The organism is Actinomadura graeca, from assembly GCF_019175365.1.
In the GTDB taxonomy this organism is placed as follows: domain Bacteria; phylum Actinomycetota; class Actinomycetes; order Streptosporangiales; family Streptosporangiaceae; genus Spirillospora; species Spirillospora graeca.
The window spans coordinates 4423984-4450958 of record NZ_CP059572.1 but is presented as its reverse complement, the minus strand read 5'-3'; the positions used below and the strand labels follow the sequence as shown (position 1 = coordinate 4450958).

Sequence of the window (26975 nt, the reverse complement as noted above, 5' to 3'; positions counted from 1 at the left end):
CACAATGGACGCCGATACGGCCGAGGGGCTCCGCGTCGAACTGCGGAAGACCGTCCGCGCCGAGGCGCCCGGACGGTAAGCCGACGCGCCAGCAAGCGTCCGCCAGGAGATGGCGAAGTTGGGCCCGACGCCCCGAGAGGACGACCCATGGTGGAGCACGGCATCCAGTACGCCGTGTCGCCGCCTGTACGTCCCGGCGCATTAACCCGACCCGCGACCGGCATCGCCAGCCGCCTCCAGCGCTCGGCCCATGGCGAGGGCTGCCATGCAACGCCGCTTGGCGCGAATGAAGCCGAGGCGGCTCGGCTTCGATCGGCCGTCGTATCAGTGTCCGTTCGCTACGACCTTGCGATGCTCAGTCCACCGTAGGGCGGCGCCCGCCATCGCTTCGAGCCACGACTCGTCCGGGTACCGGTCGGCTCGCCGTCGATACATGCGCCGACTCGCGGCGGCGAACGCATCGATCGCGCGAGGGTCGGCCTCGGCCCACGCAGTACATCCGGCCGCCAGCGTTTCGGCCGCCTCGGCGGTGTGCCCGGCGCCGATGAGCTGGAAGACGAGCAGGGCGGCGTCGATGAACCCCGCCCCCCGAGTCGGCCAAGCCCAGTCCACCGCCCACGTCCGGCCGGTCCCGAACATCAGGTTCGACTCGTTGATGTCCGTGTGGAGGAGGCTTTCGCCCTGGAACAGCGCGGCTTCGGCTTCGTCGGCGGCGTAGCGATTCCACCGTGTTTCAGGCCAATCTCGGGCCACCTCGGGTAGAGGCAGAGCGCCGATCCGGTTCAGGAGGTCGATCACCTTCGGCAGGTCCGGTGAGCCCGGGGTGAAGTCCGCAGGCCGACCCTTGATGACTTCGAACCCGATCGCCAGCCACGCCTCGTCCTCGGCCCGCCAGAGCACCGCCGGGGAAAGGGGGACGACGTGCGGGTTGATCAGCTCTTCGCGGACCAGGGAGTCACGGCGTCCACCGGGCCGGTTCCGGAACGCCTTGACGAAGAACGGGCCCTTTTCGCATTCGACCAGGGCGGTGACGTCGGAGCTGTGCCCGGTCCCGGACGGGTGAATGCCGGTTACTTCACCCGTATGCTGCCGGAGCAGCGTCACGAAATCCGGCCCGGGAAGACTCACGGGGTCACCTCAATTCCTCGGGCTGCACCCGCTGCCCGGGAAACCTGGGCTGCATTCGTCATCGTCGTCCGGTCCGTCGGTCATCTCCTGGATCGTGGCCTTCGCGCGGGAGAGGGCAACACCGCCAAGGATATCGGCGAGGGATTCCGTCTGGACGTTGCCCACGCCCATCCACTCCGACATGGCACATGGGGACACGGTGCCGTCTGGGCCGACCGCCGCCCGTCCGACGCCGCATCCACCGCACAGGTGGGTGGGGTCGGGCTCGTGACCGGCGGCGGCTCGCCCGAAGGGGCGGATGTCGTCGATGCGGACGTCGCGGACGCCGAGGGCCTCCAAATCCCGCAGTGCCGCGTTAACGCGCTGGGTGCCCCCAGTGGCGATGATCCCCACGCGGAGCGGGATTCCCATCGCGACCGCCTTCATGATGTTCTCGCGCGTTCGCCGGTGGCTCGGTCGGCCGGTGACGGCATTGTGCTCGGCGAGATGATCTGAATAGTACGAGGTGCGCAGCGAGACGCCATCGTGCTGGAACATGTCCCACCATAGTTGGGGGACTCTGACCAAATTTGTGAACACTTCGACTCGGACGCCCAGGGAGAGTGCGTACTTCACCAGATCGAGGGCGTGTGGGTGCAGGGTCGGTTCTCCACCGATGAACTGAACATCGCTCACCCCGCAGCGTGCGGCCTGGTCGAGGACACTGATCCAGTCGTCCCGCGTCATGGTGCCGTGTGTGCCGTCCGGGCTCGATGCGTTGTAGCAGTGGGTGCACTGGAGTTGGCACTTCCGGGTCAGGTCGAGCCAGAGGAAACGGGTGATCGAACGCTCGACGATCTTCGTTAACGTGATCAATGAGTTGCCCCTTGGTTTCTGGAAATCCTTTCTTTGTGTTGACACTACGGCCCGCGAGGGGATGCATATAGGCGTGTAAGAAGGGTGTTCCGTCAGGGTGATGTTTTTGCCGTCCGGGCGTGCAGGAACGTGGATATGGCGCGGCCGACTATGGCGTTCTTAAGGGCGCATCCCGGAAGGGAGGGAGGAAGGGGTGGGGTGGAGGTGGTGGGGGCGGTCGGGGTAGTCGGTCACCAGGGCGTCTACGCCGTATTTGATGAGGCGGGTCATGTCTTCGGGGTCGTTGACCGTCCAGGCGACCACGGGGAGGGCTTGGGCGTGGGCGTCGTCGACCATGCCCGGGGTGATCAGGGTGTGGTCGGGGGACAGGGCGGTCGCCCCCGCGGCGAGGGCGGCGGTGATCGGGTCGCCGGGGTTCTGGCCTGCGAGCCAGGTGGTGCCGGGGAGCAGGGTCTTGCGTTCGATCAGGGCGACGCGTCCGAGGGCGGGGTGGTGGCGGCGGGCCTCGGTCAGTAAGCGCCAGTCGAAGGCCAGGAGGCGGCTGCGGTGGGTCAGGCCGGCGGATTCCAGGACGGTCGCGACGGCGGCGGTGAAGCGGGCGACGTCGTCGTCCGGCCAGGTGGGGTCGGTTTTCAGCTCTACCGCGAGCCGGACGCCCGACGGGGCGAGGAGCGCGCACGTCTCGGCGAGTGTGGGGATCGGGGTGCCGGGACGGGGGAGTTGCGTCCCCGTGATCGCGTCGTCGGCGCGGCGGACACCGGCGTCCAGGGTCTTGAGCTGCGCCAGCGTTAGGTTTCTCACGGGCTTGCCGACGTAGGGGAACGCCGGGTCGCCCGGGTGGGCGGGGGCCGTGTCCGCCAGTGTCACCGGGGAGAGGACCTGGTCGTGGCAGAGGACGACCACGTCGTCGGCGGACAGGCCCACGTCCAGCTCGACGGCGTCCACGCCCAGTTCCAGGGCGTGGACGAAGCCGGGGAGGGTGTTCTCCGGACGGAGGCCGCGCGCGCCGCGGTGGCCGTGGACCTCGAAGGAAGGCACGGCATCGCACGCTACCGCCCGTGACCGGATGCCCGGTGAACGCCGGGTGAAAGGCCAGGTCAGATGAGGGGCCGCAGCGACAGCGTCTGGTCGCGGCCGGGACCGACGCCGATCGCGGAGATCTGCGCGCCGGCCATCTCCTCCAGGGTCCGGACGTACGCCTGCGCGTTCTTCGGCAGGTCGTCGAACGTCTTCGCGCCGGTGATGTCCTCCTGCCAGCCGTCCAGGTACTCCAGGACGGGCTTGGCGTGGTGGAAGTCCGTCTGCGTGGTCGGCAGCTCTTCGACGCGGCGCCCGTCGATCTCGTAGGCGACGCAGACGGGGACGCGCTCCAACCCGGACAGGACGTCCAGCTTGGTGAGGAAGTAGTCGGTGATCCCGTTGACGCGGGTGGCGTAGCGGGCGATGACGGCGTCGAACCAGCCGCAGCGGCGGTCGCGGCCCGTGGTCACGCCGTACTCGCCGCCGGTCTTGCGCAGGAACTCGCCCCACTCGTCCAGCAGCTCGGTGGGGAACGGGCCGGAGCCGACACGGGTCGTGTACGCCTTCAGGATGCCGATCACGCGGGTGATCCTGGTGGGGCCGATGCCGGAGCCCGCGCACGCGCCGCCCGCGGTCGGGCTGGAGGACGTCACGAACGGATAGGTGCCGTGGTCGATGTCCAGGAGGGTGCCCTGGGCGCCCTCCAGCAGGACGACCTTGTCGTCCTCCAGCGCCTGGTTCAGGACGAGCGTGGTGTCGGCGACGAACGGCTTGAGGCGCTCGCCGTAGGCCAGGTACTCCTGGACGATCGGCCCGGTCTCGATGCGGCGACGGTTGTAGACCTTGGTCAGGACCTGGTTCTTCTCGCGCAGCGACAGGTCGAGCTTCTGGGTGAGGATGTTCGGGTCGAACAGGTCCTGCACCCGGATGCCCATCCGGTTGATCTTGTCGGCGTAGGCGGGGCCGATGCCGCGGCCGGTCGTCCCGATCCTGGCCTTGCCGAGGTAGCGCTCGGTGACCTTGTCCAGGGCCCGGTGGTGGGGCATGATCAGGTGCGCGTTCGCCGAGATCAGCAGCCGTTCGCAGCCGATCCCGCGGTCCCGCAGGCCGTCGATCTCCTGGAGCAGCACGGCGGGGTCGATCACCACGCCGTTGCCGATCACCGGGACGACGCGGGGCGACAGGACCCCGGACGGCAGCAGGTGCAGCGCGTAGCTCTTGTCGCCGATGACCACGGTGTGGCCGGCGTTGTTGCCACCTTGGTAGCGCACGACGTAGTCGACGCTCCCGCCCAGCAGGTCGGTGGCCTTGCCCTTGCCCTCATCTCCCCATTGGGCTCCGACAAGAACGATGGCCGGCATGCCGCTGTTTCCTTCCCACGACGAAGGCCCCTGGTCGCCGCAAGAGCGAAGGGGCCTCTTGCGATCAAATCGTACCCGTCGCGGGCCGACAAGGAAACCGGAGCGGTGCTCACCCGCTGGTCACCGGGCTCTCGCGGTGCGGCCAGTAGTTCTCCGCGAACAGGCGGGCCACGAGTTCGCCCCGGCTGGACACCCGCGTCTTGGCGAACACCGTCTTGACGTGGTCGCGGACGGTGTGCGGCGAGATCACCAGCTCGGCGGCGATGTCGCCGGTGGACAGCCCGCGCGCGATGAGCTGGGTGATCTCCAGTTCGCGGGCCGACAGCCCGTACGTCTCGGCGACGATCGGCGGCGGCGCGCGCCTGGGCGGCGGTCCCGGCGAGCCAGATCGGCAGCGGCGGCCCCACCGGGGAGGGGCTGGACGGCCCGTCCGGGAGCAGCGCGAGGTAGCGGCGCGCCTCGTCGTTGATCGAGATCGGTGTCCCGGACGGATCGAAAAGGATCAGCCCCGGATCGTGCCCCCGCGCCGATCCGGGAGCGTCCACGGGACGCGACAGCCCACGCAGCCGCCCGGCCAGGGGAGCCGAGAGGCTCGCGACGAGGGCGATGTCCTGTCGCCCGAACGGCTCCTGGCCCTCGTCGCGGAACAGGCTGACCACGCCCCACGGCCGCCCGCCGGCCCGCAGGACGGCGCGCAGCTCGTCCCCCACGCCGCGGCGCGCGAGGAGCTTGCGGTACTGGGCGCTGCGCGCGGGCAGGTCGTCGGTGCTGGCGCGGAGCCCGGCGGCCGGGACGGCGGCGCGCGCCAGCTCCCGGTGGGATCACGTTCTCCTCCAGCAGCGCGCACTCCCAGTAGGCGAAGCATTCCTCGCCGCGTCCGAGGTTCTCCACCAGCATCGGCGCGGTGACCAGCCCGGTGTCCGGGTCGGTCGTGGACCAGGCGGCCGCCTAGAAGCCCATCACCCCGATCCGCGGAGCGGCTCGTCGCGTCCCTGCTCGCACAGGGCGCCTCGCGGCACCCGGACGGCGGCCTCACCACCGACTCCGGGTGGCTGGTCGTCGCCGGACGCCCCGACCCGCGCCTCCACGTGGTCGGCGACCTCGCGGGCGGCGGTGTTTAAGCAACCCCGGCCCAAGGAGGCTCGCCTGGCGGCGGTGTTTAAGCAACCCCGGCCCAAGGAGGCTCGCCTGGCGGCGGTGTTTAAGCAACCCCGGCCCAAGGAGGCTCGCCTGGCGGCTCGCCTCCTTGACCGTGCTTGGGCGAGCGCGTCATCGCTTCGCGATCATCCCGCCGGGGCGAAGCCGGAGGCGAGCCCCGGCGGGCTGGTAGCGCGCTCGCGTGACGGCTCAGGTCGTCTCCTCAGGCGCCCAGTTCGTCGGTTGCCGGGGTGGTGCTTTCGCGGAGGAAGGGTGTGCTGCGTCCGGTGCCAGGCTTCCGGCTCGGCCTTGGGGTGCGAGCGGCGGAGCGGGCCGGCAGGCAGAACGCCACGGTCGCGGCGCTGACCACGGCCAGGAACGTCCACGCGGCGCCGTATCCGGGGCCGTCCACGATCAGCCCGAACGCCCAGGGCAGGACGAATCCTCCGGCGGCCGAGATCGTGAGCATCAGCCCGATGGCGGTGCCGATGTTCTCCGGCGCGAGGCCCCTCATGCCGCCGGGGACGGTCTGCCAGACCGCGAAGACGAAGTTGAACATGAACCCGATGGCGAACGCGGGGATCCAGAACGTGTTCGGGCCGGATAGCGGGACGCAGGCCAGCGCGACCGCCTCCAGGACGGCGCCGGCGGCGAACAGGATCCGCGGGCTCAGGTAGCGGTCGGCGAGCCAGCCCGCGGCGATGCTGCCGGGGACGCCGGCGACGCCGATGAGGAAGGCGGCCGCGCCCACCTGGCCGCCGGGGATGTGACGGTCGTCGCCGTACCCCGAGATCAGCTGGGAGGCGCCGAGGTAGGAGCCGTACGCGCCGAAGAATGCGAGGCCGTAGAGCCAGATGTCCTTGTTGAACAGGGCCTGCTGGAGTCCCGCGCGCGTCAGGTGGGCACCGGCGAGGGGGCCCGCGCCCTTCGGCACGCGGAAGAACAGCGCGCTGATCCCGGCGACCGCCAGGCACAGGATCCCGCCGATGACGACCGACGTCCGCCACGTGGTGGCGTCGGTGATGTCGGCGAAGGTGTACAGGCCGAGCGCGGTGCCGACGCTGAACGCGGCCGAGGAGATGCCGAGCGCGAGCGCGTGCTGGTGGTCGCGGAACCAGATGCTGACGGCCGCGATGCCGACCGCCGCGAAGATGGACGCGCCGACGCCCGCGACGGCCCGCCACAGCACCAGTTGCGCGAACGACGTCGACGTGGCCGACAGCAGCGCCCCCGCCGCCTCGATCGCCAGGCCGAGCGCGAGCGTCCGCCGCAGGCCCCACTTGGTGGCGAGGAGCCCGCCCGGGATGTGCAGGATGCCGTACGCCGCGACGAACACCGAGATGAGGAACGCGACGTCCGGGATCGCCTTGTCGAACTCCTTCCCGATCGCCGGGAAGCCGGTGGAGATGTCGAACCAGTTGATGGTCATCGCGATGAAACCGGCGGAGACGATCGCCAGCATCGCCCATCGGGCCGACGGCGGGTCGTTTTCGGGCATGGTCGGATCGTGGTCGCGCATGGTGGGCTCCTTGCGGGGACGGAACGGCAGGTGAGCGGTTCGGATGCCTGAAGCCGGCCGGCTCCGTCAGGGCGTCCGCGTGGTGGGGAGCGCGGGTGGGTCAGTCCCGGACGAGGTGTCCGCGGATCTCGGCGGCGACCTTGTCGGGGACGTCGAGGGTCGGGAAATGCGTCGGGCCGCCGAGCATGTGGTGGTCGAACCACGGGTGCCGGGCGCGGAAGTCGATCTGTGCGCGCTCGTAGGCGGGGTCGGTGGGCTGGGAGAACAGATGCTTGATCGGACGGGGCTCGGTGAGCCCGGCCATCCGCTGGAGCGGCGAGCCGAACTCGGCGTAGGCGTCGGCGATGACCCGGCAGGAACGGGCCCACATCTCGAAGCCGAAGCCGGACATCTCCTCGTCCAGGTGGCGCCGCACGCGTTCGTGGTCGTGGCCGTTCGTCCACACGTCGTACAGGTCCTGCCTGCCCTCGACCCATCGGGACGGGTCCTGGATGGCGGCGAGCCCTGCGGCGAACCCCGGTGCCGGGGGAGTCATCAGCCAGTCGACGAGGAGGATCCGCGGCACCCGCCCGGCGCCGACGCGTTCGGCGATCTCCATGAGCGCCCAGCCCCCGTGCGAATGCGACAGCGGGAGGAACCGGTCGATGCCGAGGTCGTCCAGGACGGCGATGGTGTCGGCGGCCTGCTCGCGGTAGCCGAAATCGGGGACGGGGGAACGGTCCACGCCGTGCCCGCGCCAGTCGACGCACACGACGCGAAGGTCGTCGCTCAGGAACGGGACGAGCCGGTCGAACAGCCGGTGGTCCTGGCACCAGCCGCTCAGCAGGACGACGGCGGGCGCGTCCCGCGGCCCCTGGTCCACGTAGGTGATCGGGTTGCCGCCGATCCAGATCGTCGTCAGGTGGGTCGAGGTCATGCGTTCCTCTCAGTTGCCCGCGAACCGGCCCGCGCCGGTCGGGACCGTCAGGGCCGCCCGCAGCCGGGACGCGCCCAGACGCGGCAGGTGCCCGCTCGCCTTCAGCAGGGACGCGCGGGCGGCGTCCGGGACGTAGTTGAGCCGGCCGAGCCGGTGGGACCAGCGCTGGGTGTGCTCGACGGTGGGCCGTTCGGCGTACTCCCAGTCGCGGAGCGCCTGGTCGACGGGCGCGTCGGAGCCGCTGAGGGCGTCGGCCAGGCCGAGGGCGCTCATCATCGCGCAGCCGCCGCCCTGGCCGAGGTAGGGCGGCTGCGCGTGCGCCGCGTCCCCGAGGAACGCCAGCCTGCCCATGGACCAGCGGGTGAGCGTGAGGAACTGGAAGGTGTCCCACCGTCCCGGGACCCCCGCGCACGCGCTGAGCAGGGCCTCCAGGTGGGGGAACGACCGGATCCACGCCATGGTGTCGACCGGTATGCGGCTCGCGGGCCGGTCCCGCTCGTCGGCGACCAGCGCGACGTACAGGCTGCTCTCGCTGCTCGGCGTGTACAGGACGCGGCGCCGTCCGCTGAAGTACTCGATGTACTTGCCCTCGTCCCCTTCAGGGACGAACCCGGGCGCCCGGGGCACCGTGAGCCGGGTCGCGCCCTGCCTCGCCGGGGCGCGGTGGGCGACGATGTCGTACTGGCCGCGGATGCGGGAGTTCACCCCGTCCGCCGCGAGCACCACGTCGGCGCGGGCCGTCTCGCCGGAACGCGTGACGACCCGGCCGTCGGGGCCCGCCTCCAGGACCTCCGAGCCGGTGCGGATCTCCACACCGGCCTTCTCGGCACCGCCGATCAGTGTGCCGATCAGGCGGTCCCGCATGATCGTGAGCACCCGGGCCTGGCCGGGGCCGTTGATCGGCACCTCCTCCACCACGCGGCCGCGGTGGTCGCGCGTCTCCAGCACCGGGCCGACGTGCGCGTTGAACGCGGCCTCCTCGTACAGGCCGAGCGCCTCAAGCGTGGCCAGCCCGTTGCCCCACACGTAGATGCCGGCGCCGATCGCGCGGATCTCGGAGTCGCGCTCGTGCAGGCGCACCGACCAGCCTCGCTGGGCCAGCGCGGTCGCTGCGGTGAGCCCGGCCAGGCCGGCCCCGATCACTTCCGCGGTCTTCCTCGGCGCCACGGTCGGTCCTCCCGGTCGGTGCGGCATCAGTGGGTGTGATGCAGACCATCTTGTGACCAGGGCTCATACCTGACTAATGCTTCTTTCGCAGAAGGGCATAACGAAGCGGCTATATGTACGCCGCCGTTTCGACCGGGAGGGCCCCCGTAACCCCGCTGAATGCCGCGTGCCGAGGTGCGTCAGCCGCCGAGTTCGTCGGCCGCCGTGGCGCTGCTGTCGCGCAGGAACGTCTTGCACCGCTCGGCCTCGTCGTCCTCGCCGATGGCGGCGGCGGCCCGCCCGAGCGCGTGCAGCGCCCGCAGGAACCCCCGGTTCGGCTCGTGCTCCCACGGGATCGGACCCTGCCCCCTCCATCCGGCCCGGCGCAGCTGGTCGAGGCCGCGGTGGTAGCCGGTGCGCGCGAAGGCGTAGGAGTCGATCACACCGCCCCTGGCGAAGGCGCGGTCGGACAGCTCGGCCCACGCCCCCGGGTGGTCCGGGTGGCGCGCGGCCACCTCGAACGGGTCCACGCCGTTCTCCAGGGCCTCGCGGGCCTCGGCGTTGTCCGGCAGTTCGGTCGGAGGCAGGCCGCCGAGCAGGTTCTGGGTCATGCGGGTCATCGTAAGTCGGCGCGGCCCGTCCGCATCAACCCGGGTGGCGTGCGTGTTCACGGCATCGGCAGCGGCAACCGGAACCGCGCGGCGCCCTCCGCCGTCCAGGACGCCGCCGCGGGCCACGCCCCGCCGATGGCCCGCAGCGCCTCCCGGTTGGTCGGGATGACGTCCGCGACGAACTCGGTGACCCCCCGCCGCCCGGCCAGCCCGGCGAGATCGGCCACCAGCCGTCCGCCGATCCCGCGCCGCTGCCAGGGATCGGCCACCATGACCGCGATCTCCGCCCGCCACGTCCACCGGACGTCCCGGATGTACTCGGCGAGCCCGATGATCTCCCCCGCCAGCAAGGCGACCATGGCCTCCCGGTCCCAGTGGTCGAGCCGGTCCATCGCCCGGACGTGATGGTCCGGGATCCGCGGCGTCCCCGCGAAGTACCGCGTGTAGAGACTGGCCTTGGACAGATGATCCGACATCCGCCGCAACCGCTCCCGATCCCCCACCCCATACGGCCGGATCCGCACGTCCTCCAAGGTCGGCACCCAAGGCCACCCTGGCAGCGGCGAAGCGAGCCGCACCGCACCACCCTCACCCAGTTGCGTCATGCAACTCATTGCACCGAACAAAGTTGCATCAAGCAACCCGCGTTGCCGGGCGTCCATGCGCCAGAACCTGGACGACCGGGCGGAATCCGCCTTCTGTTCCCCCAGTCGACGGCCTTCTCACCGCGGCACCATCCCAGCGAGGGCGCGCCCGCTCCTGGCCGGGCACCTGTCCCACCACTGAACGCCACGCCCACCAGGCAGAAGCGGCACGCACGACGGCCACCCAAGAAGCAGCCTTGGACGACGGGTTAGACGCCCCTCGGCTCGACGTCCCCAGGGCCCAGGGGGGCGTCGCAGGTGTCGCAGGTGAAGCGGGGGGTCAGGGCGCCGGGGCAGCCCTGGTGGCCTATGACGAGGGGTGGGCCGTCAGGGGCGTAGTGGCGGTCGCCCCACATGAGGAGTGTCATCATGGCGGGCCACAGTTCGACGCCCTTGCGGGTGAGGCGGTACTCGAAGCGCTCCGGGCGGTCCTGGTAGGGGACGCGGCGCATGACGCCCTCGTCGCAGAGGCGGGTGAGGCGTTCGGTCAGGACGTTGCGGGCCACGCCGAGCGCGGCCTGGAAGTCGTCGAAGCGGCGGACGCCCTCGAAGGCGCTGCGGATCACGAGCAGGGTCCAGCGGTCGCCCACGACCTCCAGGGAACGGGCGATCGAGCAGTTCTGCGACTCGTAGGTGCGGGGCAGTGCCACGTTTTCGAGGCTACCGGAGACCCGCGGTGAGCCGCGGGGCCCGAAAGGGGCCCGGAAGGGGCCCGGAAGGGGCCCGGACGGTCCGTCCGGGCCCCGCGAGGTCACTTGAGCTTCTTGCCGGCGGACTGGAGGTGCTCGGCGGCCTCGACGACACGCGCGGCCATGCCGGCCTCGGCGGCCTTGCCCCAGGAGCGCGGGTCGTACTGCTTCTTGTTGCCGACCTCGCCGTCGACCTTCAGCACGCCGTCGTAGTTGCGCAGCATGTGGTCGGCGACCGGGCGGGTGAAGGCGTACTGGGTGTCGGTGTCGACGTTCATCTTGATGACGCCGTAGGAGACGGCCTCGCGGATCTCCTCCAGGGTGGAGCCGGAGCCGCCGTGGAACACCAGGTCGAACGGCTTCTCCTTGCCGTACTTGGCGCCGACCGCGTCCTGGATCTCCTTCAGGACCTCCGGGCGGAGCTTGACGGAGCCGGGCTTGTAGACGCCGTGCACGTTCCCGAACGTCGCGGCGAGGATGTAGTGGCCCTTCTCGCCGATGCCGACGGCCTCGGCGGTGGCGATGGCGTCGCCGGGGGTGGTGTAGAGCTTCTCGTTGATCTCGTTGGCGACGCCGTCCTCCTCGCCGCCGACCACGCCGATCTCCATCTCCATGATGATGCGGGCCTTGGCGCACTCTTCGAGGAGGGCGGCGGCGATCTCCAGGTTCTCCTCCAGCGGCACGGCGGAGCCGTCCCACATGTGGGACTGGAACAGCGGCTCCTCACCGCGCGCCACCCGCTCCTGCGAGATCTTGATCAGCGGGCGCATGAAGCCGTCCAGCTTGTCCTTGGGACAGTGGTCGGTGTGCAGGGCGATGTTCACCGGGTACTTGGCGGCGACGACGCGGGCGTACTCGGCGAGTGCGGTGGCGCCGGTGACCATGTCCTTCACCGTGGAGCCGGAGAGGTACTCGGCGCCTCCGGTGGACACCTGGACGATCCCGTCGCTCTCGGCATCGGCGAACCCGCGCAGCGCGGCGTTCAGCGTCTGGCTGGACGTCACGTTGATGGCGGGGTAGGCGAAACCGTCCCGCTTGGCACGGTCGAGCATCTCCGCGTAGACCTCGGGCGTTGCGATGGGCATTGTCAGCGTCCTTTCATACGCAGCGGTGCCGCCGGGCATCCGGCCGGGCGGTAGCACCCGTCGACCGCGTACCCAGGTGAGTGCCCTGGTCACACGGTCCGGGCAGGGCATGCCGTCCAGGGTCAGTATCTCGTTGTGAGGGCCGCCCGCTCCACAGGGGCGCCGCGTCGGCCGGAATCCGTCCCTCGATCCCGGTCTCCGCGGAACCATCAGTATCCCGAATCGCCGTGCGTCCGTCAGCCCGCTGTTCACGGGTGTCGGAACGGTGCGTCAGGTGCGGTTTCCCGCCTTTCCGCGGCGACGGGACGGGTACGCTCGCTGTGTGGATCTCACGACCCTTCCCCTGGACATCACCGAGTGGCTGCACCCGACCGCGTGGCTGCAGCTGTTCGGCACGTTCGCGACGATCGGCGTCCTCGCCATCATCTTCGCGGAGACCGGACTGCTGATCGGCTGCATCCTGCCGGGCGACTCGCTGCTGTTCACGGCGGGGATCCTCACGGCGGTCTCGACCGTCAACGGGCAGGAGTTCCAGCCGCTGTCGCTGCCGTGGCTGCTGGTCGGCGGCCCGGTCGCGGCGATCACCGGCGCGCAGCTCGGGCACTGGCTCGGCGCGCGGTACGGCCGCAGGCTCTTCGAACGCCCCGACTCCAAGATCTTCCGGCAGGAGTGGGTGGAGAAGGCCGAGTACTACTTCAACCGGTTCGGCCCGGCCAGGGCGGTCGTGCTGGCGCGGTTCATCCCGATCGTGCGGACGTTCCTCAACCCGCTCGCCGGGATGCTCGGCATGGACACCCGCAAGTTCTTCGTCTGGAACGTCGTCGGCGGCGTCATCTGGACCGACGCCCTGTTCCTGCTCGGCCACTTCCTCGGCTCCGAGGTGCCCGACGTCGAGCGCTACATCCTTCCCGGTGTCGCCGTGATCCTGGTGCTGTCGGTGATCCCCATCGTGCGAGAGATCATGAAGGGACGCGGATCCTCCCACAAGGGTGCAAAGCACAACGGTACGAATAAGAATGGCTCTGAAGAGTCACGTCCGTCGCTCAGCGGTGACAGTTATCGCTAACCTCCCCATGTGGGACGTCATCGGTCGGACCCTCGTGGTCTCGCGCGCATACTGATCGCGGCCGTCGCCGTGGTCGCCGCACTGACGCTGCTCGTCGTCGGCGGCACGGCTCTGGTGAACGCGGTCTCCGGCGACCACGGCGAACCCGACCCGACGACCATCTCCCCGACACCGGACGAGGGCACGCAGAACAAGGCCGGGCCGAGCCGGGCCTCGGCCTCCCCGACCGCGTCGGCGGTGCTGCCGCTCGTGATCACGGTGGTCGGCCCGGCCACGGCCGTGGTCGTCCGGGTGGCCGACACGGGCGAGGTGCTCACGCAGGGCACGCTGTCCACCGGCGACATCCGCAAGTACGAGGAGACGCCCCTCCAGGTCGTCGCCGCCAACGGCGGCTCGCTCAGGGTCGTGATCTACGGCAGGCAGCAGCCGGCGAAACCGTCGGGGCAGCGCGGCCAGTGGTTCGTGGCCGCGAGGGGCTGAGCCGCAGGGATCCGCAGCGCCGGAAACCGGCCCGCAGCGGCGAGGGACAGGCCCGCAGGGACGCGGCGCCGCTCAGCCGAGGCCCAGGTCGGTGACGTCGAACGGGTGCCGGTACTCCAGGTCCTCGGCCGCGATCCGCGCCGCGGCGCCGCGCTCCAGGATCGTGGCGACCGCGACCACCACGGCGCCGGCCTCGCGGAGCGCCTCGACGGCGGTCAGCACGGAGCCGCCGGTGGTCGAGGTGTCCTCGACGGCGAGGACGCGGCGCCCGGTCACGTCCGGGCCCTCGATGCGGCGTTGCAGCCCGTGCGCCTTGCCCTCCTTCCGGACGACGAACGCGTCCAGCGTGCGCCCGCGGGCGGCGGCCGCGTGGAGCATCGCGGCGGCGACCGGGTCGGCACCGAGGGTGAGCCCGCCGACGGCGTCGTAGTCCAGGCCGGCGGTCTCGTCGAGCATCACCCGGCCGACGAGCGGCGCGACCGTCCCGTCCAGGGTCACCCGGCGCAGGTCCACGTACCAGGACGCGCGCTTGCCGGAGGAGAGCACGAAATCGCCGTGGACGACGGCCTTGTCCTTGATTGCGCTCAGCAGCTCATCACGATCGCTCACGGAAGGAACCCTATTCACCTGGCCCGGCGCCCGTGCACGCGCTCCACCCCGATACGGTTCCGGGGAGGCGGCGCGGCGGGCCGCCTCGTGAGTCGCGGCGGTCGAGGCGGTGAGGACGTGACGCCCGGTTCCCTCGTCCTGCTGCATGCCCCGGGCGCGACGTCCGCGTCCTGGGGCGATGTTCCGGAGATGCTCCGCTCGTCCGGGCTGGACGTGTTCGCCCCGGACGTTCCGGAGGACGCCGGTGTCCGCTACGTCGCCCGCGCCTCCCTGGTCATCGGCGCGGCCGGTCCGGCGGCACCGCTCGTCCTTGCCGCGTACGGGGCGGCGGGGCCGCTCCTGCCCGCCATCGCCTTGGCGCAGCGCGCGGCGCACCGTCCGGTGGGCGGCTACGTCTTCGTGGACGCGGACCTCCCGCGCGCCTTGCGCGCCCACGACCATGACCATGACGGCCTGGGAGAGGAAAGCCGGGTCCCGATACCCCCCGACTGGCCGGAGGCGCCCTGCGGCTATCTGCGGACCCTCGCCGGTTGCTCCGCCCAGTCCGGTCACGACGGGACGGTGAGGGAGGCCCGCCTGCGCGGCTGGCCGGTCATCGAGCAGGAACCCCCGGTGACGGTCGCCCAGGCTCTCGGCGGGCTGGTCGCGACCCTGTGACGGTCGCACGCGCCGGGCGGTCCGCGCCGGCGCGGCGGGTCAGGCGTCGTTCTTCAGAAGGTCGTCGAGGAGCGCGTCGTAGTCGTCCTCGGCGCGGCCCAGGTCGATGCGGGCGCGATAGCGGAGCCGCAGGAGCGCCTCAAGGCTGTCCTCGGCGAGGGCGGCGTCGTCGGGGGCCGGCGCAAGGGACCCGGTGGCGAGCGACCGCGGCTCGTCGGGGCCGCCGACACCGGCGTGGTCGCGGAGGGCGAGGACGACGTCGGCGCCGCTGGTGGCCCATTCGTGGGCGCCGGACGCGTCGCCCTGCGCGTAGAGGACCTCGGCGACGGCGCGGTAGACCTCGGGGTCGCGCGGCTTGTCGGCGCGGATCTGCTCGACGAGCGCGCGCGCCTCGTCGCCCCGGCCCAGCTCGAACAGGGCGTCGGCCAGATAGGCGCGCGGGTCGCCGTAGACCTCGCCGCCGTCCTCCAGCGCCCGCCGGTACAGCTCGGCGGCCCTGGCATGGTCGCCGGCGTGCTGCCATTGCTCACCCGCGCGCAGCAGCACGTTGGCGCGCGAGACCCCGCCCGACACCGCCTCGGCGAGCTCGGACAGCCGCCGCGCCGCCGAGATGTGATCGCCGGTGCGCAGGGTGTCGAACTCCAGATCGTCGAGATCGTCTTCCGTCACATGCGTCACGCTTCAACGCTACCCGTCACCCGGCGACCGAAGCGGGCGAATCGACGATGATCGTGAATTACCTACGCGAATGCGTCCGGTGGAGAGCGTTCACCTGCGGGAACGTTCTAGAGCGTCCCAGAATCCGCGGCGCAAAGCGTGCCTGACCTCGTCGTGCAGGAGGAAGTCGATGGGCAGCGAGGAGCCCTGGAGCAGGCGCGCCTCCAGATCGGAGGGCATACGCGGCTTGCGGGCGAGGACGGCCTCCAGCCACAGCGCGGGCGCGTCCCGGGCGACGGACTCGCCGAAGTCCTGCCCCTCCTGATGGGCGGCCTTGACCGCGTCCGCGAGCGAGGGCGCGGTCTGCTGCGCGGGGGCGGGCGCGATCTGCTGCGGGCCGGTGTAGGGGCCGAGCTGCTGCCCGGCGGTCTGCTGCGGCGACTGCTGCAAGGGCTGCTGCAGCGGCTGCTGCAAGGGCTGTTGCAAGGATTGCAGGGACTGCTGCACCGGCTGTTGCAGGGGCTGCGACTGGGTGGGCGGCAGCGACTGCGGCAGCGGCTGTGGCGGCGGGGACGGCGAGTTGTACTGCGAGGTGGGCGGCTGCTGCGGCGGCGCCTGCGTGGAGGACGGCCCGTACGTGGGCGCGGCCTGGAGCGGGGCGGACGGCTGCGCGGCACCGTTGCCGAAGGACCCGAACCCGGCCGAACCACCGGACACGCCCGGCCTCGTCGACCCGCCAGGACCGCCGGGCCCGCCGGTCGAGCCGTTCCCTCCCGAGCCGGGCAGCGTGACCGGCCCGGTGGCCATGGACGAACCCGCCGCGTTCGACGTCATCGCCGGACCCAGGTCGCGGACGGACGGCACCGACGGCACCGGCTGCCCCCCGATCGGCGACGACGGCGGAGGCCCGTTGTTCGGCGCCGCCTGGAGCGACCCGATCGAGGCGGCGCTGCCGTTGCCGTGCCCGTTGGACAGCGGGCTCGTCCCGAGCGAGGACGACCCGTCCACGCCGGCGAGCAGGTTGACGTAGGGGCGCAGGTGCCCGGAGCCGATCTCGATGAGGTCGTCGCACTCCTGCCGCAGCACCCGGGAGATCGTCCAGTTGCCGTCCACGGCCACGTGCACGACCGTCACGCGGACGCCGAGGTCCTGGGCGTCGGCGACGACCCGCGCGATGTCCTCGTCGCCGCTGACGACGACCGCGTCGGCGAGCGCCTCGTTGCGGGCGAGGGTCATCAGGTCGCGGTGGATCTCGGTGTCGACGCCCTCGCGGCGGCCGGGGCGGATCCGCCCGAGCCGCAGCTTGAGCCCCGGCAGGTCGGCGAGCGCCTCATGCTCGGCGGAGCGGCGGCCCTCGATGGTGGCCTCGTACCAGTAGCAGCGCAGCAGCGGGATGCCGGTGCGTTCCCTCGCGAGGTTGCCCAGCAGTTGCAGGAGGCCGCCGAAGTCCCAGGAGACCGTCTCGCGATGGCGGGTTCCGTGCACGGCCATGGCGCCATCGGCCAGCAGGTAGCCGGCGTCTACGAACAGCGCGCAGCGATCCATGCGACACCGCCCTTCCTCAACACGGGGCCGTCAGGCTGGCGGGAGAGACCATCGTGCGGCGGCCTGCCTTCCTGCGCTCGGGGATGCGGGCCGGCGTACTGACCCCGGGGCGCTTATAGCGTAGTGAAGCCCGTAAGCCCCGTAGGCCAATACGGCGATTCGCCACTCTTTCATGGCGCCGCGCCGGTTCGCGACTCCCCGGTAACGACGAATCGGGAGCCGCGGCGGACGCTACCAGCCGTTCCGGCCCGTCCCGGGCGAACCCCATGATCTTTACGGGAAGCAGCAGGTCCAAGGTTCACTTGAGATTGACACGACCCCCCCTTAAGGCGCCCATGGCCGCGTGCGGTCATGCGCCTTCCTCTTCGGCGCCGTCGGAACCGGGTCCGCCGCCGTCGTGGCCGGCCCGCGCCGGGCCCGTTCCGGCGACCTGGTTCAACAGGCCGAGGACGCCGCAGAGCGCGGTGACGGCGTCGCGGAGCGCCTGGGCCGGTGACCGGACGTACAAATAGCTCGAGATACCGGCAATGGCACCGGCGAGACAGGCCGTGACCAGGATCACCGTGGCACGCACATCGGTGAACCCGGCCGGAACCGGGCGATACTCAGAGTTCACGTCGTCTTCCTCTCGGCCCCGTACTCGGGCGGCGCGGGTGCGTTCTCAGGAAGCCAGCCGCGAGTGGTGTTGCGCCACGCCGCAACAACGGCACGCCGCGGGGTTGCAGCGAATGGCAACACCCGGGCATGTCAAACGCCGCGGTACCGATGGACGCGGCAGCCGAAGATGGACGTCATGACAGAACTCGCCCCCGCAGGTTCGACCGCTCTCAAGACGCTGGATGCCGCCCTGTCCCCGCGGGTGCGGGCCTGGACGGAGGAACTGCGCGAGATCTGGAGGATCGCGGGGATGTCGATCAACCGGTTCGCCGCCCTGTACCCCGTCGACAAGGGCACCCTGTCGCGCTACCTGAACGGCAAGCGCGTGCCCCGCGACCACTGGTTCCTCGACAAGCTGCTGGTCGTCCTCGCCGAGCAGGGCAGGGAGGTCTCCCAGGACGTCCGCGAGCACCTGGCCCGGTTGCAGTTGGACGCGCTGGAGGTCGCCCATCCGCAGGAGTACCGGGTGCGGATCGTCAGCGACGAACTGGAACTGGCGGACGCGGGCCGCCGCGAGGCCGAACGCCACGCACGCTCACTGGAGGAGGAGCTCGCCGGCCGGATCCGCCAGTTCGAGGAGCTCAACGACCAGCACGACCGGTTAAGGGCCGCGTTCGACGCCGGCCGCGCCGCGATGCAGGACGAGAGGGCGCGCCTGGACGGCGAGATCGCCGACCTCACCCGCTCGCTGGGGCAGGCGCGCCGGCGTATCGCGGAGGCCGAGGATCGGTGCCGGTATCTCGAAGAGCTCCTCGACCGGCTCCAGTTCCCCTTCCCCAGCGAGCCGGGCGACGCCATGCACGACATTCCGCTCGCCGACCCGGGCGCCGTGGCGCGGCTGCTGGACACTCTGCGGGAGCTGGGCGCCGACGCGCAGGCCGCGGCGCTCGCCGAAAGGGCGGCCGAGAACTGCCCGTTCAACTTCACCACCGGTGCGGGGCTGCTCATGGACACTTTGCGGAAGATGGGCGCCGAGGCACTGGCCGACAGGTTCGCCGAGCGTGTCGCCGTCGAGGCTCCATTCGAGGACCCGGCCGCCGTGGCGGAGCACCTGTGGGCGCTTCGGGAGATGGGTGCCGAGACGCAGGCCGCCGCGCTCGCCCAGCTGGCGGCCGAGCGGTGCCCGCTCACCGACGCTGCCGCCGCCGGGGTCCTGCTGAAAGCGCTGCGGAAGACCGGGGCGAAGGCGCAGGTCGATGTCTACGCCGCGCGCATCGCCTCTCGGGCCTCGTCCACCGACCCCGAGACCGCGGTGCTCATGCTGCTCGCCTTGCGGGCAGCGGGAGCCGATCTGCACATCAAGATCTTCGCGGAGCGGGTCGCCGACACCTTCCCGTGCGTGGACGCGGAGGAGGTGAGGCGTCTGCTGTACTCCCTGGCAGGCGCGAGGACCCCTGCGCAGACACTGAGGCTGGCCGATCGTGCGGCCTCCGAGTTCCCCCTCTCGAACGTGCACGACGTGAGGTTCCTCCTGACGGTGTTGCAGGAGAGAGGCGGCCAAGCTCAGGCGGTGAGGCTGACGATCCGGGCTGCCTTCGACGCCAGGATCACCCGGGAGGACCTGGGGTCGCTGATCCAGAGCCTTGAGGCTCCCGAGGCCGACGAGTTCTTTCGCTGGGTCTCCGCCCAAGGTCCGGTCGACGAACCGGACACCGTTGGGTGGCTGCTGGACACGCTGCACTGGATGGGCGCCGAGGAGTCGGCCATGGCGCTCGCCGACCGGGCCGTCACCCGCTGTCCCGTCAGCGACCCGGAGCGGGTCGCGGGTCTCCTGGACGCGCTGCGCCGGACCGGCGCCGCCCGGCAGGCCGCGCAGCTCGCCGGGCGGGTCGTCGTCGGCTGCCCGGTCACCGATCCCTACGCCGTGGCCTGGCTGATGAACGCGTTGCGGAGGGTGGGGGCGACGGAGCAGGTCTCGCTGCTGGCCGAACGTGCGGGAGAGGGCAGCGATCACGTCCTGATGCCGAGTGGCTTCAAGCCGGGCCGCACATAGGACCGGGCGGACGGGGCGTCCGGTCAGTCGGTGATGGTGGCGCGGCCCATTTCGGTGAGGGTCTTCTCGTTCTGGGGGCTCTCCCAGAGCACCGTGCATTCGCGGCCGGACAGCTCGACCGTCGCGATGGCGTTGTCGAACCAGGGGCCGTCCGTCATCCGCCATCGCAGGGGCGGCGCGGGGACCTTCGACAGTCTCGCCAGGGCACGGAACGGGCCCGCCGTGAAGCGCGAGCAGGCGATCCGGTTGGCGAAGCGGAACGCGCCGATCAAGGGGTTGCGCAGGGGTGAGCAGACGATCTGGGTGATCTTCGACTGGGTGTCGGGGGCGGTGACCCGCGACAGGTAGGAGTAGTGGATGTCGCCGGACAGGAAGGAGATGCTGGCGGGCGCGGGCCCGCGGTCGCCGCGTCCGACCGCGATCACGTCGTCGGCGACCTCGCGGAACGAGCGCTCGAACGCGGCCCAGTGCTCCAGGTCGGCGGCCTGCCGGACCTTCTCGCCGAGCGCGGCGCCGCGCTTGCCCCACGCGCCGCCCGCGACGGCCTCGTTCCACGCCTCGGCATGGTGGATGGCCCGCGGCAGCAGGTAGGGCAGGGAGCTGGCGATGAGGAGATGGTCCATGCCGCCCTGGCAGCGGCCGTCCAGCCAGCGGAACTCCTCGTCGTCGAGCATGCCGCGCCGGTCGGCGGTGAGCAGCCGGGAGCAGCGGCTGTCGACGACGATGAGCCGCGTGCCGCCCCAGTCGTGCGCGTAGCTCCAGCGCGTGCTCGCCGGTTCCTTGTCGGCCTTCTCGGCGAACTCGTCGAGGATGGGGCCGACGTCGCCGGACGCGGCGCGCACCGCCTTGTGGACGGGGTCGTCCGCGCGGTCCTGCGGCGACATGTTCCCGAGGTGCTGGTAGATCCAGTAGGAGCCGATCCCGCCGGTGATGCGGGCCCGCCACCAGGGCTGCGACCACATCTCGCGCCGCCAGGCGTAGGAGGTGTTCCAGTCGTCGCGGATGTCGTGGTCATCGAAGATCGTGAAGGTGGGGACGGTCGACAGCAGCCACCGCACGGCCGGGTCGCGCCAGGCCAGCTTGTAGAGCTGGGTGTAGTCCTCGAAGTCGGCGGCCTCGTCCACGGGCGGCTCGCCGGCGTCGCGGCGGCCGCGGATGAACGCGCGCATCTCCTCGCTCAGCTCGTCGGCGTACACCTGGTCGCCCACCATGAGCAGGATGTCCGGCCACACCTCCGCGGCGCCGCTGCGGAGCCGGTGCGCGAAGGCGGCGAGGGCGTCGTGGCCGAACCCCTCGGCCGTGCCGGGCGAGCGGCGGCACGACCCGAAGGAGATCCGCAGCGTGCCGCCGGGGTCGAGGGTCCTGATCTGGCTGGCGGGGAACCCGTCAGGGGCCCCGGGCCAGACCTTCTCACCGTCCAGGACGACCTCGTACGGGATCCGCGCGCCCGCGTCGAGCCCGTCGATCTCGACGAGCCCGTAGTGGTGGCCGTGCGCGGTGAACGTGCGGGCGGCCGCGTCCAGCCCGTGCTCGGCGTTGACGACGCGGACCTCGCACGGGCGGTCGGTCTCGACCCAGATCGTCGCGGTGTGCGCGCTCACATGCCGGAGGTGGGGCCCGAGTACCAAAGCGGTCATAGAACGTCTCTCTAGCGGACGGAAGGGCGCCGCGTCCACTGGACCGGCGATCTCCGGTCGTCCGCGGCGGCCTGACTCCGGAGGAACGCGGCCTCCCGCTCGGGGCTCAATCCCACCACCGGCCGGTCGGGGCGAAGCGGCGCCTTCCCGCCGATCCGCTGGAGCCACGCCCACGTGTCCGCGACCGTCTCCTCCGCCGGACGGCAGCGAAGACCGGTGGACAGCGCCTTCGTCACGTCCGCTCGGTGCAGGGTGTCGTGTGCCTCGCCGGGCGGAAGCCAGAGGGGAAGCTCCGTCCAGGGCGCGATGCCCGCGGCGAGAAGATCCTCCGGCGCGCTCCACACCGGCTCCGCGTCCGCCCCGGTCACCCGAATGCACGCCTCCAGCAGCCCGTCCATCGTCGTGTGACCGGGCGGGCTGACGAGGTTGTACGGCCCGCCGAGCCCCTGCCCGACCGCGTCCAGCGTCCACGCCGCGAGATCACGGACGTCGATGAACTGCAATCCGAGGTCACGCGGCCCCGGGGCCAGGACCCGCCCGCCGCGCGCCATTCGCGTGAGCCACCAGGGCAGCCGGCCGATGTTCTCGTACGGGCCGATGATGAGCCCCGCCCGCACCAGCAGCGCACGATCTCCGAACGCGCCGGCTGCGGCGAGTTCGCCACCCCGCTTGGCCTCGGCGTACTCCACATCTCCGTCGTCGGGGGAGCCGTCCACCACAGGGGCGCTCTCGTCCAGCCCGGGTGGCGTCGGGAATCTGTAGACGGAACGGCTGGAGATGTACACGTGACGTTCGCAGCGCCCGGACAGCAGCCGCGCGGCGTCCCGCACGGCGGACGGAGCGGCCGACCAGGTGTCGACGACCGCGTCCCACTCCCCATGGGCGAGCGCCTGGAGCCCGCCGTCCTCCGTCCGGTCGCCCAGCACAGAACGGGCGCCTTCCGGCGGTTCGTGGCGTCCCCGGTGGAAGACCGTCACGTCCCAGCCACGCGCGAGAGCGTCCTCGGTGATGGCCCGTCCCGCGAATTCGGTCCCACCCAGCATCAGAAGCCTCATGGTCGAAACTCTGCCAAACGTACGTACTGTACGGAACACCCCCACGCTCACAGCAGAACCCGCCCGCCCGTCCACTACGGGGTCGGGGTCGTGAGGATGACCAGTTGCCGGGTGGCGCGGGTCATCGCCACGTAGCGGTCGACGGCTCCTTCGATGCCGTCGCCGAACTTCTGCGGGTCGACGAGGACGACCAGGTCGAACTCCAGCCCCTTCGACAGTTCCGGTGTCAGTGACCGGACGCGGGGCGCCGGCTGGAACGCGGGGGCGCCGATGACGCAGGCGATCCCCTCGGTGTGCGCGGTGAGCCAGGTGTCGATGATCGAGTCCAGGTCCGCCGTGGATCCGTGGACGACGGGGGAGTCGCCACTGCGGATGGAGGTGGGCACATTGGCGTCCGGGAGCGCGGCCCGGATGACCGGCTCGGCCTCGGCCATGATCTGCTCGGGCGTCCGGTAGTTGATGCTCAGGGACGCCAGGGTGATCCGGTCGAGCCCGATCCGTTCGAGGCGTTCCTCCCACGACTCCGTGAACCCGTGCCGGGCCTGGGCGCGGTCGCCGACGATCGTGAAGCTGCGGGACGGGCAGCGGAGCAGCAGCATCTGCCATTCCGCGTCGGTCAGCTCCTGGGCCTCGTCCACGACGATGTGCGCGAACGGGCCGGCGAGGAGGTCCGGCTCGGTGGTGGGCAGCTCGGACTCGTCGACGAGGTTGCGCTGGAGGTCCTCCCTGCGCAGCTGCGTCACGAGGCCCTCACCGTCGTCGTCGGCCTCGATGAGGTCGTCGACGACCTGCGCCATGCGTTCGCGCTGGGCGGTGAGGGCGGCCTCCCGGCGGCGCCTGCGGCGGGACGCCTCCGGGTCGCCGAGGCGCTGCCGGGCCGCGTCCAGGAGCGGCAGGTCCGGGACGGTCCAGGCGTGGGGGTCCTCGCGCTGCAACGTGCGGATCTCGCCGGGGGTGAGCCATGGGGCGCACATCCGCAGGTAGGCGGGCACCGACCACAGGTCCCCGACGAGGTCGGCCGCCTCGATCGGCGGCCATGCCCTGGTGAAGGCCGTGAGCAGCTCCCGGTTCCGCAGCAGCGACCGGCGGAGCAGGTCGCCGGGGACGTCGCCGGTGTGCTTCTCCATGAGGATCGTGATCAGCTCCTCCAGGACCTGGTCGCGCGCCTCGTTGTGCGGCGTGGCCGGTTCCCGCGCGTCGAACGCCTCGGCCCAGTCGGCGGAGCTCAGCCAGATGTCGGACCACTGGGTCGTGACGGTCATGCCCTCGGCGGGCGGCCTCTCGTAGAACCGGACGGCCGTCTCGATCGCCTTCACCATGTCCGCGGACGACTTCAGCCGCGCCACGTGCGGGTCCTTCTCGTCGGCGGCGGTGGCGCCGCCGGGGACGAGGTCCCGCAGGGTGCAGGTCTGCACGCCCTCCTCTCCGAGGCTGGGGAGGACGTCGGCGACATAGCCCAGGTAGGGCTGGTGCGGGCCGACGAACAGCACGCCGCCGCGGCGGTGGCCGAGGCGGGGGTCGGTGTACAGGAGGTAGGCGGATCGGTGCAGGGCGACGACGGTCTTGCCCGTGCCGGGGCCCCCGTCGACGACGAGGGCGCCGCGGGATCCCGCGCGGATGATGGCGTCCTGGTCGGCCTGGATGGTGCCGAGGACGTCGCGCATCCGCCCCGACCGGCCGGCGCCGAGGCTGGCGATGAAGGCGGACTGGTCGTCGAGCGCGGCGTGGCCCTCGAAGCCGCCGGGGGTGAACACCTCGTCCCAGTAGTCGCTGATCCGTCCGCGGGTCCAGCGGTACCGGCGGCGGCTCGCCAGGCCCATCGGGTTGGCGTGGGTCGCGCCGAAGAACGGCTCGGCCGCGGGGGAGCGCCAGTCGAGCAGCAGGCGGCGGCCCGCGCTGTCGGTGAGGCCGAGACGCCCGATGTAGACGGGTTCGGGGTCGTCCTCGGCGACCATGTGCCCGAGGCACAGGTCCAGGCCGAAGCGGCGCAGCGTGCGCAGGCGGGTGGCCAGCCGGTGGATCTCCAGGTCCCTGTCCAGCGCCCGCTGGCCGGTCCCGGCGGGCGCCATCCGCTCGGCGTCGAGCCGGTCGGACAGGTCGGTGATCGTCTGCCCGAGGCTCTCCGCGATCGCGGCGAAATGGCGTTCGTCGGCGGCGATCAGCGCCGGGTCGGCCTTGGGGGCGAGGTCCGCGGGAAGGTCGAACGCGCTGGTGGTCAGCGGGGTCATCTCGTCAGCTCCGGTCCGGGGTCGGTCGCGGCCATCGCGCGCGGTGCCGGCCGGGGTCCCCGGCTTCGGCTCGGGCGGCCGACAGGGAGCCGAAGGTCGGGACAGGTGCGCACACCCGCACCTCCGCACCGAGGTCCCGCGACCGCATCGCGAGGCCCGCGATCGGCTCGACGTCCCCCCGGGCCCCATACGCCGGCAACAGCACGCGCACGTCGCACTCCCCCGTTTCCGCAGGTTCTGGTCTCGGCCGACGATTGTGCGGCATGACGGGGGCCTTGCCGCAAGCCCCCCGGTGCGCTATACGTTGAGAGTGGAGAGGTGCGGTCATCCCCTCTCCCTCCCCCCGACACCGCACACCGGCGGGACGGCGGCGGCCCCGAGACGGGGCGCCTCGGGGCCGGATCGGACCTTCGCTGTTTACGGCTGCCAGCACTGGGTCAGCTTGTAGCTGCCCCGGTCGGACTTCGAGCCCACCGACACCACGGCCGTCGAGTAGGTCGTCAGGCACATCGACTTCTTCACGGTCGCCCAGCTCGGGAGCCCCTGGTCGGACCACTTCACGGGGTTCGCCTGCGAGTTGTACTGGGTGAAGGTCGTGCTCGTGCCGGAGTGGGAGGTCGTCCGTCCCGCGACCTTGCCGTTGCCGCAGTGGGGGGTGGCGCCGACCGACCACGGGATGCCCACCTGGACGTCCGCCGTGCACGTGGTCTGGTACCAGTTCTGCGTCAGCTTGGCGCCCTTGGCCTTGGCCGTCTTCTTCTTGCCGCACTTGGCGAGCACGGACGCGCGCATCGTGGGCGCGTACACCCTCAGGTTCTTGTAGGCGTGCACCGGGACGGACCCGGTGACGGTGTGCTCGACGTCGTATTTCGCCGTGCCCCAGATGCTCACCCGAACGCACCGCTTGATACCCGAGAAGTATTTCTCGTCCAAGCGACTGTACTTCTTCGTGTAATGCGTTCTCCTCGGGGCCTTCTTGGCCTGGGACGCCGCCAGGGGCGCGGCCTCGCCCTGCTTGACGTGGGCCGCGCGGGGGGCCGCGGACTTCTCGGTCGCGTCCCCCGAGCAGGCGGTCAGCAGGGGACCGGCCAGGGCGAGTCCGGACGCCACCAGCACCGCTGCGCGCTTCGCGTTGTTCACGTTCTTCTCCTTCACGGGAACCCCCGCCCATTTACCGGAATGGACGCAATGGGTTTTCGATCCAGAGATGAATGTAGGAGCGGGTGAAAAGGGGGACTAGGGCCTTAGGGCCCCAACGGGAGTCCGGTGGGGCCCGGGACGAGCTGTCGGCCCGGGACGACCCGTGGGCCCGGTGCGGGCGGGCCCGGGGCGGCCGGGGTCAGGCGGCGTTCTCGACCTCGGCTCCGTCGTCCGCGAGGGGAAGGTCCTCTGCGCGCTCCACCACGCACCTCAGCAGGTGCCGGCTGAGCATCCTCCGCGCGGGGGCGTCCTGCGGGACGATCAGGTGCAGGGTTCCACGGGCGGCCCGCACGGTGAAGCGGGCCTTCGCCAGCAGGTTGGCGCCGTGCGCGTCGATCGTGTCCACGCCGGAGAGGTCCAAGGCCAGGTGCAGCGGCTGCTCGGCCAGCACGATCGTGGTCAGGATGCGGGCCTCCGTGGTGACCGCCGTCTCCGACACCAGCTGCCCGGCCATCGTCAGGATCGTCGCGTGGCCGCGGGTCTCGGTCGTCATCGTCAGCTTCGGACGGTCGGGGGCTGCCGTGGCGCCCGACGAGGGCGGGACGACGTCCGACACGGACTGCGGGGTGGGCTGCACGAGCACGGGAGCACACTCCTAACGGTCGCCGGTTCCATGGGGGATCGTGGACACCCCAAAGGTAATACACGAAATTTTGTTCGTCAAAAAATTCTCGTATGATGTCTTCGTGATCTACGCCGCCCCACCGGTGGGCGGAGTGCGTATGGGCTCTCCGGTGGCACGAGGTCGCAGCATATGACGGGGTGAGCCGATGGACAGCACGCCGGACCGTACCGGCAAGCCATGGACGTTCCTGACCAACCACGCGCGGGTGCTGATCTGCATCGCGCGTGATCCCGACCTGCGGGTACGGGACGTGGCGCAGGAGATCGGGATCACCGAGCGCGCGGCGCAGCTCATCATCACGGACTTGGAGGAGGCGGGCTACCTCACCCGTGTCCGCGTGGGCCGCCGCAACACCTACACCATCAACGCCCACCGGCCGTTCCGGCATCCGGCCGAGGCCAACCACGACGTCAAGGCCCTGATCGAGCTGTTCGCCGGGGAGTAGCCTCGGCCCG

General features: G+C 71.3%; 27 protein-coding genes. 5 read left to right on the top strand and 22 right to left on the bottom strand.

The window, feature by feature from the left end; all coding sequences use genetic code 11:
* Positions 1 to 324 precede the first annotated feature (324 nt).
* From AGRA3207_RS19610 to fbaA, 13 genes are all read right to left on the bottom strand, one after another.
* Positions 325 to 1128: a protein kinase gene (locus AGRA3207_RS19610; RefSeq protein WP_231336176.1), complete on the bottom strand. Its 804-nt coding sequence runs from the start codon at positions 1126 to 1128 to the stop codon at positions 325 to 327.
* 9 nt (positions 1129 to 1137) lie between these two features.
* A complete protein-coding gene (locus AGRA3207_RS19605) occupies positions 1138 to 1983 on the bottom strand; it encodes a radical SAM/SPASM domain-containing protein (protein ID WP_231336175.1) in 846 nt (281 codons plus the stop codon).
* Positions 1984 to 2142: 159 nt separating this feature from the next.
* Positions 2143 to 3021 carry a glycerophosphodiester phosphodiesterase family protein gene (locus AGRA3207_RS19600; RefSeq protein ID WP_231336174.1) on the bottom strand — a complete coding sequence of 293 codons (879 nt, stop codon included), beginning with the start codon at positions 3019 to 3021 and terminating at the stop codon, positions 2143 to 2145.
* 59 nt (positions 3022 to 3080) lie between these two features.
* Positions 3081 to 4364, bottom strand: coding sequence for an adenylosuccinate synthase (locus AGRA3207_RS19595; RefSeq protein WP_231336173.1), 1284 nt, complete (start codon positions 4362 to 4364; stop codon positions 3081 to 3083).
* A gap of 109 nt (positions 4365 to 4473) precedes the next feature.
* On the bottom strand, positions 4474 to 4629 hold the full coding sequence (locus AGRA3207_RS19590; RefSeq protein ID WP_231336327.1) for a helix-turn-helix transcriptional regulator: 156 nt from the start codon (positions 4627 to 4629) through the stop codon (positions 4474 to 4476).
* 694 nt (positions 4630 to 5323) lie between these two features.
* A complete protein-coding gene (locus AGRA3207_RS19585) occupies positions 5324 to 5500 on the bottom strand; it encodes a hypothetical protein (RefSeq protein ID WP_231336172.1) in 177 nt (58 codons plus the stop codon).
* A 224-nt stretch (positions 5501 to 5724) separates the two neighbouring features.
* Positions 5725 to 7020, bottom strand: coding sequence for an MFS transporter (locus AGRA3207_RS19580; protein ID WP_231336171.1), 1296 nt, complete (start codon positions 7018 to 7020; stop codon positions 5725 to 5727).
* A gap of 100 nt (positions 7021 to 7120) precedes the next feature.
* The gene (locus tag AGRA3207_RS19575; RefSeq protein WP_231336170.1) at positions 7121 to 7936 is read right to left on the bottom strand and encodes an alpha/beta fold hydrolase; all 816 of its coding nucleotides are present in this window, start codon (positions 7934 to 7936) and stop codon (positions 7121 to 7123) included.
* Between the two features lie 9 nt (positions 7937 to 7945).
* Entirely contained in the window at positions 7946 to 9103 is a 1158-nt protein-coding gene (locus tag AGRA3207_RS19570) for an FAD-dependent oxidoreductase (RefSeq protein ID WP_231336169.1), read from the bottom strand.
* A 179-nt stretch (positions 9104 to 9282) separates the two neighbouring features.
* Positions 9283 to 9702 (bottom strand): DUF3151 domain-containing protein, encoded by a 420-nt coding sequence (locus AGRA3207_RS19565; RefSeq protein WP_231336168.1) that lies wholly within the window; start codon positions 9700 to 9702, stop codon positions 9283 to 9285.
* Between the two features lie 47 nt (positions 9703 to 9749).
* A complete protein-coding gene (locus AGRA3207_RS19560) occupies positions 9750 to 10235 on the bottom strand; it encodes a GNAT family N-acetyltransferase (RefSeq protein ID WP_231336167.1) in 486 nt (161 codons plus the stop codon).
* Between the two features lie 311 nt (positions 10236 to 10546).
* Positions 10547 to 10987 (bottom strand): winged helix-turn-helix transcriptional regulator, encoded by a 441-nt coding sequence (locus AGRA3207_RS19555; protein ID WP_231336166.1) that lies wholly within the window; start codon positions 10985 to 10987, stop codon positions 10547 to 10549.
* A 101-nt stretch (positions 10988 to 11088) separates the two neighbouring features.
* Complete coding sequence (fbaA, locus tag AGRA3207_RS19550) at positions 11089 to 12111, bottom strand: class II fructose-bisphosphate aldolase (protein ID WP_231336165.1); 1023 nt, start codon at positions 12109 to 12111, stop codon at positions 11089 to 11091.
* Positions 12112 to 12433: 322 nt separating this feature from the next.
* Between fbaA and AGRA3207_RS19545 the strand changes: the two genes are divergently transcribed.
* Positions 12434 to 13177 (top strand): DedA family protein, encoded by a 744-nt coding sequence (locus AGRA3207_RS19545; protein ID WP_231336164.1) that lies wholly within the window; start codon positions 12434 to 12436, stop codon positions 13175 to 13177.
* 9 nt (positions 13178 to 13186) lie between these two features.
* Positions 13187 to 13657 (top strand): hypothetical protein, encoded by a 471-nt coding sequence (locus tag AGRA3207_RS19540; RefSeq protein WP_231336163.1) that lies wholly within the window; start codon positions 13187 to 13189, stop codon positions 13655 to 13657.
* A gap of 72 nt (positions 13658 to 13729) precedes the next feature.
* Here the strand turns inward: AGRA3207_RS19540 and pyrE are convergent, their stop codons facing one another.
* Positions 13730 to 14266 (bottom strand): orotate phosphoribosyltransferase, encoded by a 537-nt coding sequence (gene pyrE / locus AGRA3207_RS19535; protein WP_231336162.1) that lies wholly within the window; start codon positions 14264 to 14266, stop codon positions 13730 to 13732.
* A gap of 117 nt (positions 14267 to 14383) precedes the next feature.
* Between pyrE and AGRA3207_RS19530 the strand changes: the two genes are divergently transcribed.
* A complete protein-coding gene (locus AGRA3207_RS19530; RefSeq protein WP_231336161.1) occupies positions 14384 to 14923 on the top strand; it encodes a hypothetical protein in 540 nt (179 codons plus the stop codon).
* 39 nt (positions 14924 to 14962) lie between these two features.
* Here AGRA3207_RS19530 and AGRA3207_RS19525 read toward each other — a convergent pair whose 3' ends face one another.
* From AGRA3207_RS19525 to AGRA3207_RS19515, 3 genes are all read right to left on the bottom strand, one after another.
* Complete coding sequence (locus tag AGRA3207_RS19525) at positions 14963 to 15601, bottom strand: tetratricopeptide repeat protein (RefSeq protein ID WP_231336160.1); 639 nt, start codon at positions 15599 to 15601, stop codon at positions 14963 to 14965.
* Between the two features lie 90 nt (positions 15602 to 15691).
* Positions 15692 to 17125, bottom strand: a complete 1434-nt coding sequence (locus tag AGRA3207_RS19520; protein ID WP_231336159.1) for an NYN domain-containing protein — start codon at positions 17123 to 17125, stop codon at positions 15692 to 15694.
* Between the two features lie 349 nt (positions 17126 to 17474).
* Positions 17475 to 17741: a hypothetical protein gene (locus AGRA3207_RS19515; protein ID WP_231336158.1), complete on the bottom strand. Its 267-nt coding sequence runs from the start codon at positions 17739 to 17741 to the stop codon at positions 17475 to 17477.
* Between the two features lie 177 nt (positions 17742 to 17918).
* On the opposite strand from AGRA3207_RS19515, the gene AGRA3207_RS19510 reads away from it, so the two are divergent.
* Positions 17919 to 19775, top strand: coding sequence for a helix-turn-helix domain-containing protein (locus AGRA3207_RS19510; protein ID WP_231336157.1), 1857 nt, complete (start codon positions 17919 to 17921; stop codon positions 19773 to 19775).
* A gap of 23 nt (positions 19776 to 19798) precedes the next feature.
* On the opposite strand, the gene AGRA3207_RS19505 is transcribed toward AGRA3207_RS19510, so the two are convergent.
* The 5 genes from AGRA3207_RS19505 to AGRA3207_RS19485 all read right to left on the bottom strand — a co-directional run bounded on the left by AGRA3207_RS19505 (position 19799) and on the right by AGRA3207_RS19485 (position 26478).
* On the bottom strand, positions 19799 to 21412 hold the full coding sequence (locus tag AGRA3207_RS19505; RefSeq protein WP_231336156.1) for an alkaline phosphatase D family protein: 1614 nt from the start codon (positions 21410 to 21412) through the stop codon (positions 19799 to 19801).
* Positions 21413 to 21423: 11 nt separating this feature from the next.
* On the bottom strand, positions 21424 to 22467 hold the full coding sequence (locus AGRA3207_RS19500) for an NAD-dependent epimerase/dehydratase family protein (protein ID WP_231336155.1): 1044 nt from the start codon (positions 22465 to 22467) through the stop codon (positions 21424 to 21426).
* A gap of 74 nt (positions 22468 to 22541) precedes the next feature.
* On the bottom strand, positions 22542 to 24695 hold the full coding sequence (gene helR, locus AGRA3207_RS19495) for an RNA polymerase recycling motor ATPase HelR (RefSeq protein WP_231336154.1): 2154 nt from the start codon (positions 24693 to 24695) through the stop codon (positions 22542 to 22544).
* 417 nt (positions 24696 to 25112) lie between these two features.
* Positions 25113 to 25835, bottom strand: a complete 723-nt coding sequence (locus AGRA3207_RS19490) for a hypothetical protein (RefSeq protein WP_231336153.1) — start codon at positions 25833 to 25835, stop codon at positions 25113 to 25115.
* A gap of 199 nt (positions 25836 to 26034) precedes the next feature.
* Positions 26035 to 26478, bottom strand: a complete 444-nt coding sequence (locus tag AGRA3207_RS19485) for an STAS domain-containing protein (RefSeq protein WP_231336152.1) — start codon at positions 26476 to 26478, stop codon at positions 26035 to 26037.
* Positions 26479 to 26665: 187 nt separating this feature from the next.
* Here AGRA3207_RS19485 and AGRA3207_RS19480 point away from each other — a divergent pair, with 187 nt between their 5' ends.
* Positions 26666 to 26965 carry a helix-turn-helix transcriptional regulator gene (locus tag AGRA3207_RS19480; protein WP_231336151.1) on the top strand — a complete coding sequence of 100 codons (300 nt, stop codon included), beginning with the start codon at positions 26666 to 26668 and terminating at the stop codon, positions 26963 to 26965.
* Positions 26966 to 26975 lie beyond the last annotated feature (10 nt).

Bases quoted from the DNA above. Each gene is read 5' to 3' on its own strand.
- helR (WP_231336154.1), bottom strand. From the start codon at position 24,695: ATGACCCCGCTGACCACCAGCGCGTTCGACCTTCCCGCGGACCTCGCC.
- AGRA3207_RS19510 (WP_231336157.1), top strand. From the start codon at position 17,919: ATGACAGAACTCGCCCCCGCAGGTTCGACCGCTCTCAAGACGCTGGAT.
- AGRA3207_RS19480 (WP_231336151.1), top strand. From the start codon at position 26,666: ATGGACAGCACGCCGGACCGTACCGGCAAGCCATGGACGTTCCTGACC.
- AGRA3207_RS19565 (WP_231336168.1), bottom strand. From the start codon at position 9,702: ATGACCCGCATGACCCAGAACCTGCTCGGCGGCCTGCCTCCGACCGAA.
- AGRA3207_RS19520 (WP_231336159.1), bottom strand. From the start codon at position 17,125: ATGGATCGCTGCGCGCTGTTCGTAGACGCCGGCTACCTGCTGGCCGAT.
- AGRA3207_RS19575 (WP_231336170.1), bottom strand. From the start codon at position 7,936: ATGACCTCGACCCACCTGACGACGATCTGGATCGGCGGCAACCCGATC.
- AGRA3207_RS19595 (WP_231336173.1), bottom strand. From the start codon at position 4,364: ATGCCGGCCATCGTTCTTGTCGGAGCCCAATGGGGAGATGAGGGCAAG.
- fbaA (WP_231336165.1), bottom strand. From the start codon at position 12,111: ATGCCCATCGCAACGCCCGAGGTCTACGCGGAGATGCTCGACCGTGCC.
- AGRA3207_RS19500 (WP_231336155.1), bottom strand. From the start codon at position 22,467: ATGAGGCTTCTGATGCTGGGTGGGACCGAATTCGCGGGACGGGCCATC.
- AGRA3207_RS19505 (WP_231336156.1), bottom strand. From the start codon at position 21,412: ATGACCGCTTTGGTACTCGGGCCCCACCTCCGGCATGTGAGCGCGCAC.
- AGRA3207_RS19580 (WP_231336171.1), bottom strand. From the start codon at position 7,020: ATGCGCGACCACGATCCGACCATGCCCGAAAACGACCCGCCGTCGGCC.